9 protein-coding genes are annotated in these 10,344 nt (G+C 72.2%); 2 read left to right on the forward strand and 7 right to left on the reverse strand.

The annotated features are described in order from the left end of the window. Positions 1–10: 10 nt before the first annotated feature. Complete coding sequence (locus G3576_RS09735; protein WP_164694194.1) at positions 11–871, forward strand: CoA-binding protein; 861 nt, start codon at positions 11–13, stop codon at positions 869–871. Position 872: 1 nt separating this feature from the next. On the opposite strand, the gene G3576_RS09740 is transcribed toward G3576_RS09735, so the two are convergent. The 5 genes from G3576_RS09740 to G3576_RS09760 are packed head-to-tail and all read right to left on the reverse strand — an operon-like array spanning position 873 to position 6,510. Further along, a complete protein-coding gene (locus tag G3576_RS09740) occupies positions 873–1,622 on the reverse strand; it encodes an alpha/beta fold hydrolase (protein ID WP_164694195.1) in 750 nt (249 codons plus the stop codon). A gap of 11 nt (positions 1,623–1,633) precedes the next feature. Continuing rightward, complete coding sequence (locus G3576_RS32245; RefSeq protein ID WP_164694196.1) at positions 1,634–2,080, reverse strand: sarcosine oxidase subunit gamma; 447 nt, start codon at positions 2,078–2,080, stop codon at positions 1,634–1,636. After that, a complete protein-coding gene (locus G3576_RS09750) occupies positions 2,073–5,012 on the reverse strand; it encodes a sarcosine oxidase subunit alpha family protein (RefSeq protein ID WP_164694197.1) in 2,940 nt (979 codons plus the stop codon). Before G3576_RS09750 ends, G3576_RS32245 begins: the two co-directional genes overlap by 8 nt. Further along, on the reverse strand, positions 5,009–5,260 hold the full coding sequence (locus G3576_RS09755) for a sarcosine oxidase subunit delta (protein ID WP_164694198.1): 252 nt from the start codon (positions 5,258–5,260) through the stop codon (positions 5,009–5,011). Before G3576_RS09755 ends, G3576_RS09750 begins: the two co-directional genes overlap by 4 nt. Further along, positions 5,260–6,510, reverse strand: coding sequence for a sarcosine oxidase subunit beta family protein (locus G3576_RS09760; protein WP_164694199.1), 1,251 nt, complete (start codon positions 6,508–6,510; stop codon positions 5,260–5,262). Before G3576_RS09760 ends, G3576_RS09755 begins: the two co-directional genes overlap by 1 nt. A 162-nt stretch (positions 6,511–6,672) precedes the next feature. Between G3576_RS09760 and G3576_RS09765 the strand changes: the two genes are divergently transcribed. Further along, positions 6,673–7,806, forward strand: coding sequence for a TMEM43 family protein (locus G3576_RS09765; RefSeq protein WP_164694200.1), 1,134 nt, complete (start codon positions 6,673–6,675; stop codon positions 7,804–7,806). A gap of 3 nt (positions 7,807–7,809) precedes the next feature. Here the strand turns inward: G3576_RS09765 and G3576_RS09770 are convergent, their stop codons facing one another. Both G3576_RS09770 and G3576_RS09775 read right to left on the reverse strand, forming a co-directional pair. Continuing rightward, on the reverse strand, positions 7,810–8,874 hold the full coding sequence (locus G3576_RS09770; RefSeq protein ID WP_164694201.1) for a hypothetical protein: 1,065 nt from the start codon (positions 8,872–8,874) through the stop codon (positions 7,810–7,812). A gap of 59 nt (positions 8,875–8,933) precedes the next feature. Further along, positions 8,934–10,343, reverse strand: a complete 1,410-nt coding sequence (locus tag G3576_RS09775; RefSeq protein WP_164694202.1) for a formylglycine-generating enzyme family protein — start codon at positions 10,341–10,343, stop codon at positions 8,934–8,936. Position 10,344 lies beyond the last annotated feature (1 nt).

Here is a 10,344-nt window from a genome sequence, read left to right on the forward strand (position 1 = left end):
CTCCGCCTCCATGACCCCGGCCTTCCTGCACAACGCGCCGCAACGCGTCGTCATCGTCAACCCCACGGGACGCTACGCCAGCGCGCAGGTCGCCGCCATGCGGGCCGCCGGCACGCGCGTGGTGGCGGGTATCGCGCCCGGGCGCGGCGGCACGATGCAGGATGGGCTGCCGCTGTTCGATGACCTCTCGCAGCTGGAGGCGCCCGCCGATGCGGCGGTGCTCTACACCCCGCCGGATGGCGTGCTGGATGCCGTGCGGGATTGCTGCGCGGCGCGCATCCCGCTGATCGTCGCCGCGGCCGAATACGTTCCGGTGCATGACAGCCTGAAGGCCGCGGTGGCGGCGCGGGAGGCCGGGTGCTGGCTGGTGGGGCCGAACACGCTGGGGCTCGCCGTGCCGGGGCAGGTGCTGCTGGGCTCCATCGCGCCGGAATTCATCACGCCGGGGCGCGTGACCTTGCTCTGCCGCAGCGGGACGCTGACGCTCGCGATCGCGCGGCTGCTGACGGAAGCGGGCATCGGGCAGCGCGCAGTCATCCATATGGGCGGCGACCTCATCATCGGGCGCAATCCGCATGAATACCTGGCGGTGCTGGCGCGGGATGCCGCGACTCATGCCGTGCTCTATTGCGGCGAACTCGGCGGCGACAAGGAATATGCGCTGGCGGAGGCGCTGCCCGCGCTCGGCAAGCCGCTGGTCGCGCTGGTGATGGGCCGCCACGCGCCGGCGGGCACGCGCATGGGCCATGCGGGCGCGCTGGCGGGGGCGGAGCGTGAGACGGCGGCGGCGAAGCTGGCGGCGCTGCAGGCGGCGGGCGCCATCACGGTGGCGCGGCCGGAACAGGCGATCGAGGCGCTGAAGCGCCTGTGACTCAGCGCGGCGTGTGCGCGCGGAGGAAGCTCCGCATGTGGCGCACCGCCATCGGGATGCGCGATGGCGGGTCCTTCCAGGGATAGAGGCTGAGCTGCGCCTGCGGCGCCAGCATCGCGGCCTCCATCGCCACGGCATAGGGATGCGCGGGCACGTCATCCGGCAGGATCATCACCGGCGTCTGGCATTCACGCACGAAGTCGCGCGTGACGGTGAAGACGAAGTCCGGATCGGTCGCATACATGCGGCGCAGATACTGTTCGACCTGCGCCATGGAGATGTCGCGGCGGCGCGCGACCAGCGCCGGGCCCCAGCCCGCCATGTTGTTGTCGTAGAACAGCGTCGGCTTCTCCGGCCGGAAGCCGCTGGGCTGCGCCAGGATCGCGGCGGGGATGCGATGGCCCGCGCGCTTCAGCAGGTTCCAGATGAAGGGTCCGCCGATGCAGAAGCCCAGCACCAGGAAGCGATCGATGCCGAGATGGTCCATCAGCGCCAGCTGGTCGTCCATGTGGCAGTCCCAGGGGCGATCGGGCTCCAGCGGGCCCTGCGATCCGCCGCCCTCCGCATTGCGGAGGTCTAGGGTGATGCAGCGGAACTCGTCGCTGAAGGTGGCGAGCGCGTCGAAGGGCCCCTTCTCCCGCACGAAGGGGATGGTGGAATTGAGCCCCCCGCCCGGGATCATCAGCAGGGGAAAGCCGCTGCCGGCTTCCTCGTAATGGATGCGGACGGGGCCGTGGTCGAAGACGGGCATGGCGTCGATCCTTATGCGCGGCCGCGCATGGCGGTGTGCAGCGTCTCCACAAGGCTGTCGCCGTAGGAGCGGTAGCAGGCGAGGCGAAAGGCCTCGCCCTGGCGCCAGACGAGCAGCGGGATATAGGCGCCGATGGTGGCGGCTGCGGCGCCGTCGGGGAAGGCGCGCGGGTGAAGGTCGATCGGCAGGATTGTCGCCAGCGCCTCACGCGCGCGAGGCCCGGCCAGTTCCAGGATGCGGCGCGCGCCGGTGAGCGATGTGCGGTGAGACGCAGGCACGGCGGGCGGCGAGGCGGGGTCGTGCAGCAGCAGCCATTGCCGCGGCGCGGTCCAGATCGCCGTCCCCAGCGGCAGGGTGACGGCGGCGGGGCGGTCCGGCAGGCCGGGCAGCAGGTCCGGCGGGCCGTGCAGCGCGGTGCAGGCCAGGCCGGTGATCTCCGTCAGCGTGAGGTCAGCCACGGGTGCGGCCTCCCTCGATGTCGATGAAGACGGGCTTCACCACCTCGGCCTCGGAATCGTTCCCCCGCACGGGGTCATGGATGCGGATGCGCGTGCCGATGCGCGCGGCACCGCCCGAGAGCAGCCCGAGCGAAATCATGTGCCCGAGATGCGGCGACCAGCAGGCAGAGGTGACGTGGCCGAGATCGTTGTCGGTGCTGATGGCGACACCGGGCTCGAAGAGGTGCGATCCCGCCTTGATGACCTGCGCGGGATCGAGCGCCTTCAGCCCCACCAGCACCGGCCGTGCGGTATCGGTGAGGGCGGGCCGCTGCGCCATCACGCGGCCGATGAAATCCTTCTTCCGCGACAGCATGCGCCCGAGGCCAAGGTCGCCCGCCGTGGTCTGGCCGTTCAGCTCTCCGCCCGCCGCATGGCCCTTCTCGATCCGCAGCACGCTGAGCGCCTCCGTGCCGTAGGGCGAGAGCCCATGCAGCGCGCCGGCGGCCATCAGCGCGTCCATGAAGCGCTCGGCGTCATCGGGCGGCACGCCGATCTCATAGGCCAGTTCGCCGGAGAAGCTGAGGCGGTAGAGCCGCGCGGGGATGTCGCCCGCGACCATCGCCTCCACGCAGGCCATGTGCGGCAGCGCCGCATTCGACACATCGGCGCTGGTGATCGCGGCCAGGATGTCGCGCGACCGCGGCCCGGCCAGAGAGACCTGCGCCCAGGCATCCGTCACCGACAGGATCGCGACATCGAGGTCGGGGCGCAGCAGCTGGTGGCAGAACTCGATGTGCTGCATCACCTTGCCCGCGTTCACCGTGGTGGTGGTGACGAAGAAGCGGTCTTCCGCCAGGCGGGCGACGGTGCCGTCATCCATGACGAAGCCGTCCTCCCGCAGCATCACGCCGTAGCGGATGCGGCCGACCGCCAGCGTCGAGATGTCGTTGGCATAGACGAGGTCGAGCAGCGCGGCGGCGCCCGGCCCGACGACCTCGATCTTGCCGAGCGTCGAGACATCGCAGACCCCCGCGGCAGCGCGGACATTCAGCACTTCCCGGTCCACGCTGTCGCGCCAACCTTTCTCGCCCGCGCGCGCATACCATTCGGCGCGCAGCCAGGGACCGGTCTCGACGAAGCTCGCACCGTTCCGCTTCGCCCAATCATGCAGCGGCGTGCGGCGCGTGGGCTTGATGGCGCGGCCGACATGGTGGCCGGCCAGCGCGCCGATCGCGACGGGGGTGTAGGGCGGGCGGAACATCGTCGTGCCCGTCTCGGGAATCGTACGCCTCGTCTCGGCCGCGAGGATGGCGAGGCCCACGACATTCGCCGTCTTGCCCTGGTCCGTCGCCATGCCGAGCGTCGTGTAGCGCTTGGCATGCTCGACGCTGCGGAATCCTTCGCGCGCGGCCAGCGCGATGTCGTCGGCGGTGACGTCGTGCTGGAAATCGACGAAGGCCTTCCCACGCCCGCCCTTCACATGGAAGAACGGCGCCAGCGCGGCGGGTTCGTCATCCGCGCGCGGCAGGGTCAGCGCCTGTCCGTCATGCCCCGCGTCGCGCGCCGCGGCGAGGCCCGCGCTCGCGCCATCCGCAAGGCAGGCGGCCAAGGTCATGCGCCCCGCCGCCGCACCCGCCACGGTGAGGCCGGGCGGCGGCGTGCCGGGGGTGAAGGCGTGGATGCCCTCGTTCCAGACGGGCCTGCCCCCGTGATGCGCGCTGAGGTTCAACGTCGGGTTCCAGCCGCCGGCGACAGCGAGCAGGTCGGCCTCGGTCCTGCTGCCGTCGATCTCCACGCCCGTCAGCGCCAGCCGTCCCGTGGTGCCCGTCACGCGCCCGCCCAGCACCTGGCGCGCCTTCGCGGCCATCGCCGTGACGGCGGGCGCGACATCCCGCCGCGCATCCACCACCGTGACCTCCGCGCCCGCGCCCAGCAGGTCCGCCGCCGTGCGCCAGCCATCGTCGCCGGCGGTGAAGACCACCGCGCGCCTGGCCGGCAGCACGGCGAAACGGTTGAGATAGCCGCGCGCGGCGGCGGCCGACATCACGCCGGGGCGGTCATTGCCCGCGAAGGCGATGGGCCGTTCGACGGCGCCCGCGGCCAGCACGGCACGCTTCGCGACGATGGTCCAGGCGCGCTGGCGCGGCGTGCCGGGCGGCGGTTCCGCCACATGGTCCGCCACGCGTTCCAGCGCGCCATAGTGCCCATCGTCGAAGACGCCGAAGACGGTGGTGCGCGGCAGCAGCGTCACGTCGGGCATCGCGCGCAGTTCGGCCACCACCTGTTCCGCCCATAGCGCGGCCGGCGCGCCATCGATCTCCTGCCGGTCCTGCAGCAGCCTGCCGCCGACCCGTGAATCCTCATCCGCCAGCACCACTCGCGCGCCGGTGCGCGCCGCCGCCAGCGCCGCCGCCAGGCCGGCGGGACCGGCGCCGATCACCAGCACGTCGCAGAACAGGTGCGACCGCTCATAGGCATCGGGATCGGGCGCGTCCGGCGCGCGGCCGAGGCCCGCGGCGCGGCGGATCAGCGGTTCATAGACCTTCTCCCAGAAGGAGGCCGGCCACATGAAGGTCTTGTAGTAGAAGCCGGCGGAGAAGACGGGGCCGAGCATCCCGTTCACCGCCAAGGCGTCGAAGCGGAGGCTCGGCCAGCGGTTCTGGGAATTCGCCTCCAGCCCGTCGAACAGCTCCGCCACCGTGGCCCGGGTGTTGGGTTCGCGCCGCGCGCCGCCGCGCAACTCCACCAGCGCGTTGGGTTCCTCCGCGCCGATGCCCCAGACACCGCGCGGGCGATGGTACTTGAAGCTGCGTCCCATCAGCGTGACGCCATTGGCCAGCAGTGCGGAGGCGAGCGTATCGCCGGCATGGCCGGTATAGGCCTGGCCGTCGAAGGTGAAGCGCAGCGTCGTCGCGCGGTCGATCGCGCCGCCGGTCGCAAGCCGGGTCATGGCCGCGCGGCCTTCACGGCGGCGATGGCGTGGCTGCGCGTGTCGCGCGTCACCACCAGCCATTGCCGGCAGCCATGGACGTGCTGCCACAGCTCCTCATGCACGCCCGCGGGATTGTCGCGGATATTGACGTAGTCGTGCCACGCCTCGGGCGGCGCATCGGGCACCGGGCGCGGCGGTGGCTTCGATCCAACGGTGGAGAACTCGGCGCTGCCACGCGGGCCGCAGAAGGGGCAGGGGATCAGCACTAGTGCAGATTCGGCTGGGCGCCGACTCCCTTCTCGTCCAGCACGGCGCCGCTGGCGAAGCGGTCCAGCCGGAAGGCGGCGTTCAGCGCATGGGGCTCCCCGGTCGCGATGGTGTGCGCGAAGCACCAGCCCGAGGCCGGCGTCGCCTTGAAGCCGCCATAGCACCAGCCGCAATTCAGGAAGAGGCCCTCGATCGGCGTGCGGTCGATGATCGGCGAGCCATCCATCGACATGTCCATGATGCCGCCCCACTGCCGCAGGTAGCGGAGCCGCGACATGGCGGGGAAAAGCTGCACGCCGCCCTCCATCACATCCTCCACCACCGGCAGGCCGCCGCGCTGGGCGTAGGAGTTGTAGCCATCGATGTCGCCGCCGAAGACGAGCCCGCCCTTGTCTGATTGGCTGACGTAGAAATGCCCGGCGCCATAGGTCACGACGCAGTCGATCATCGGCTTCACGGCCTCGCTGACGAAGGCCTGGAGCAAATGGCTCTCGATCGGCAGGCGCAGCCCCGCCATCGCCGCGACGCGGGACGTATTGCCCGCGACCGCAAGCCCCACGCGCTTCGCCGCGATGAAGCCGCGCGTGGTCTCCACGCCGCGCACGCGGCCGCCCTCCACCCGGATGCCCGTGACTTCCGTGTTCTGCAGCAGGTCGACGCCGCGCTGGTCCGCCGCGCGGGCATAGCCCCAGGCCACGGCATCGTGCCGCACCGTGCCGCCGCGGCGCTGCAGCAGCCCGCCCTTGACGGGAAAGCGCGGATTGTCGGTGTTCAGCAGCGGCAGCATGGCCTTCACCTGCGCCGCATCCAGCAACTCCGCATCCACGCCCGCGATGCGCATCGCATTGCCGCGCCGCGCATAGGCATCGCGCTGCCCGTCGCTATGCGCCAGGTTCAGCACGCCGCGCTGGCTGACCATGGCGTTGTAGTTGATGTCCTGCTCCAGCCCCTCCCACAGCTTCATCGAATGCTCGTAGAAGTGGGTGTTGCCGGGCAGCAGGTAGTTGGACCGGATGATGGTGGTGTTGCGCCCGACATTGCCGGAGCCGAGATAGCCCTTCTCCACCACCGCGACATCGGTGATGCCGTGCAGCTTCGCCAGGTAATGCGCGGTCGCCAGCCCATGCCCGCCGCCGCCGACGATCACCGTGTCATAGGCCGCGCGCGGCGTCGGGAAGCGCCAGACCGGCGTCCAGGCGCGGTTGCCGGTCAGCGCGTTCCGCAGGATGGAAAAAACCGAGTATTTCATGCGGTTCCATCGGCCGAGGGGAGGGGCCCCATCTAAGCCCAGCCCGCACGGCCCGACCAGGGACCGCGTAGCCTGAAACACCGCGACACCGCCGCGCCATGCAGGGCAATGGACAGTCAATCCGTTCCTGATACCCCTTGCCGGCAACAGGAGTGATTCGCCATGCCGGATAGCGGAATCGAGGATGTCTTCACCGAGACCACCAGCCAGTCCTGGTTCTCCCGCCTGGGCGGTGCGCTGACGGGGCTGCTGATCGGCCTGGTGCTGGTCCCCGGCTCCTCCGTGCTGCTGTTCTGGAACGAGGGCCGCGCCGTCCAGACCGCGCAGTCCCTGGCGGAAGGCGCCGGGCTGGTGCTGCCGGTGGAGCGCCTGGACCGCGCCAATGAAGGGCGCCTGGTCCATGTCTCCGGCCCCGCCCGCATTGCGACACCGCCGCGTGACCCCGAACTCGGCGCCGCCGTGCCCGAAGGCACCATCCGCCTCCTCCGCACGGTGGAGATGTTCCAGTGGCGCGAGGAGCAGGAGAGCGAGACGCGCAACAAGCTCGGTGGCGGGACGGAGACGGTGACGACCTACCGCTACACCCGTGGCTGGGCGGAAGGGCGCATCGACAGCAGCCGCTTCCGGCAGCCCGACGGCCACCAGAACCCCAATCCGCGCCAGGCCAGCGCCGGCTTCGTCGCCCAGGGCGTGACGCTGAACGGCTACCGCCTGACCGACGCGCAACTCTCGGGGCTGCCTGCCAGCGAGCGGGTGGCGCCGCCCAATGCCCAGGGCGATGGCGTGCGCTATATCGGCGCCGATCCGGCCAGCCCGCGCATCGGTGACCTGCGCATCACCTGGAGCGCGGCGCGGCCGGAGGCCATCTCCGTCATCGCCGCGCAATCCGGGGAAGGCTTCGCCCCCTACGCCACCCGCGCCGGGGACCGGCTGATGATGGTCGAAGCAGGTCGCCGCACCCCCGCCGAGATGTTCCGCGCGGCGGAGGAGGGGAACGTCTTCCTCACCTGGATCCTGCGCGTCGTCGGCGCGGTGCTGATGTTCGTGGCCTTCGCGCTGCTGATGCGCCCGGTGCGGGTGCTGGCCGACATCATCCCGCCGCTCGGCGCGCTGGTCGGCTTCGGCACCGCGCTGGTGGCGGGCGTGGCCACCATGCTGCTGGCGCCCAGCGTCATCGCCGTGGCCTGGCTGTTCTACCGGCCGCTGATCGCCATCGGGGTGCTGGCGCTCGGCATCGCAGCGGCGTGGGGGCTGACGCGGCTTCGCCGGAAGGCGCCCGCCGCGCGCCCGGCCTGAACCCTATCGCTGGGGCGGCGGGCAGGTCCCGGCCAGCGCGCAGGCCAACTGGTCTGCCGCTGCCGCGCTGGGTGGCCTGGCGGTGGGCGCCGGGGCCGGTGCGGGCGATGCGGCGGGCGCAGGCACCACCGGGCGTGGCGCGCTGGCAACCGGCGGCGGGCGCACGGGGTCCGGCGCCGGCGGCGCCGGGCCGGGGATCGGCGACTTCTCCTCCCCGAAACCCTGGCCACCCTGGCTGATCGGGCCGCCGGGCTTGCCGACGCCGCCATCCAGCGGCGGGCGAGCCGCCTGCTGCGCCGGGGGCTGCGCCACCGGCGGCCTCGGCGCGGCCTGGACGGGCGGCGGCACCGCGCGCGCCGGGGTCAGGTTCACGTTGCAGGGCTGCTGCCCGACCAGGCCGCGGGCGTGGATGCGGGCGGGCGTGACGATGACGCCATCGAAGCTGGCGGCGCCGCTGCGGGGCCCCTGGCCGTCCAGCCGCATCAGCGGCGTCGGGTTCACCCCGATGATGCGGCCCTGCATGCGCACATCCTCGAAGGACAGCGTCAGGACGTTGTTCACGACGGTGGCGCGCGCCGCCATCTCCCCGCTATCCGACAGGCTGCGGGTCGGGCAGCTCACCGTGCCGGCCCAGGCGCCGTCCATGCTGGCCGCGCCCGCCGCCGGCCGAGGCGCCGCGGCCTGCGGGGTTGCCGAGGGGGGCGCCGCGCCGGCGGACAACACCAGGTTCAGGTTGCAGGGCCGGTCGCCGATCACCCCGCGCGCATGCAGCTGCCCCCCCGCGAGCACCACGCCCGTGAAGGCGGCGGTGCCCTGGCGGTTCTCCCCCTCCAGCCGCACCGCTGCCGCGCCCAGGTTCAGGATGCGGCCGCTGACCACCATCTCCGGCAACGTGACCGTCATCTCCCCGCCCCGGACCTGGCCGCGCACCGGCGTGCTGCCGCTGTCGAAGAGGCTGCGGGCCGGGCAATCCAGCGTGCCGGTCACCGGCCCCTCGAAGGATTGCGCGCGCGCCGGCAGCGCGAGCAGGACAGGCAGGGCGGCCAGGGCGGCGGCGCGCAGGAACAAGGGGGTCTCCCGGTGCAAAGCGTCCCCAGGATAGGGGATGCGACGGCCAGCTTGCGATCTCATCGTGGCGAGGCCGGGGCGGTGGTGCGCAGGATATCGGCCCGCAGCGTCGCCACGGGCGGCACGCTGCCGCGCCGTGCCGATGCCGCATGGGTGCCGACGAGGGCGACATAGGGCAGCAGTGCCGGCACGTTCTGCGCGCGCAGTTCCTGGCTCACCACCTCCAGCTCCGCCGGCAGCGCCACGTCGCTGGCCTGGGAGAGCTGGGCGATGATGGCGGCATAGGCGCGGACGCCTCCCTCCACCTCCGCCTGCACCGCCGCCAGCATGGGGCGCCAGGCCTGGGCCTGCTGCGCCGTGGCGCCGAAGGCACCCGGGTTCTCCACCATGCCCTGCAAGCCATTCGCGCGCTGCTGCGCGATGAAGACGTTGCGGGACAGCACGGCCGCGGCCTGCACCTGCGCCCGCGCCGCGACCCGGGCGCGATCCGTCCTCTCCCGCGTCTCCCGCGCATAGGCCGCGCCCAACCGATCCAGCGCCGTCTGCATCAGGGGATCGGACTGCTCCCGCCGCAACGCCGCGATCAGCGCGGCGGGGTCGTCCTGCGTGCTGGCGCGGGCCTGGCTCTCAGCGTCGAAGGCCTGGCGCAGCGCGGCCGTATCCGCCAGGCTCCCCTGCGCCGGGGCAGCGAGGACGAAGCGGAAGCCGACGGTCGTGATCCGCATGGGCTCGCCGCTCGTCGCGTCATAGGGCGCGTATTCGATCCGGAGGCTGGACCGGAGCTGCGCCTCGCCCGTGTTGCGGTAATCGCCACCCCGCGCAACCAGGCCCCCGGCAAGCCCGTGCTGCCGCCCGACGCGATTGAGCCTGAACGGCTCCAGCACCCACTCCGCCGCATTCCCCAGCATGTCGTGCAGCCCCAGCGGATTGGGCCGCTTCAACCCGATCGGCGAGAGCCGCCCCGCCGCGCTGCGCGGTCCCTGGAACCAGGCATAGGCCTCCGGCCCCTCCGGCATCGGGAAGGTGCGGGCCTGGAACTCGGCCTCCGCCACCGCGGCACCCCCGCGCGCCGCATATTCCCACTCCGCCTCCGTCGGCAGGCGCACGAAGGCCGGCGCACCCCCCCGCCGCGGCAACCGCGCCCCGCCATTGCGCGCGAGGAAGCCCGAGTAGCGCTGCGCCGCCTCCATCGCCTCGAACCAGCTCACCTCCACCGCCGGCAGCCGCGCCGCGGGAGTATTCGCCGCCGGACAGGCGGGGTTGCGCAACGCCTCCATCTGCGTGCGCGTCACCTCATACTTCGACATCCAGTAATGCCGCGGCTCCGCCCCGCCGCCGAACGGCCCCACCAGATAGGTGCGCCGCAGATACTCGATGTAGCCCGTCTCGGTCTCCGCACTGCCCAGCAGCAAGGTGCGGTCATCCAACCCGCCATCGCCCGCCGGCGTATCCACGCGCCTGAAGGCCATC

Source organism: Falsiroseomonas algicola, assembly GCF_011040385.1.
GTDB classification, from domain to species: Bacteria; Pseudomonadota; Alphaproteobacteria; order Acetobacterales; family Acetobacteraceae; genus Falsiroseomonas; species Falsiroseomonas algicola.

Excerpts from the sequence above, each read along its gene's own strand:
- G3576_RS09735 (WP_164694194.1), top strand. The coding sequence starts at position 11 with ATGACCCCGGCCTTCCTGCACAACGCGCCGCAACGCGTCGTCATCGTC.
- G3576_RS09740 (WP_164694195.1), bottom strand. The coding sequence starts at position 1,622 with ATGCCCGTCTTCGACCACGGCCCCGTCCGCATCCATTACGAGGAAGCC.
- G3576_RS09750 (WP_164694197.1), bottom strand. The coding sequence starts at position 5,012 with ATGACCCGGCTTGCGACCGGCGGCGCGATCGACCGCGCGACGACGCTG.
- G3576_RS09760 (WP_164694199.1), bottom strand. The coding sequence starts at position 6,510 with ATGAAATACTCGGTTTTTTCCATCCTGCGGAACGCGCTGACCGGCAAC.
- G3576_RS09765 (WP_164694200.1), top strand. The coding sequence starts at position 6,673 with ATGCCGGATAGCGGAATCGAGGATGTCTTCACCGAGACCACCAGCCAG.
- G3576_RS09775 (WP_164694202.1), bottom strand. The coding sequence starts at position 10,343 with ATGGCCTTCAGGCGCGTGGATACGCCGGCGGGCGATGGCGGGTTGGAT.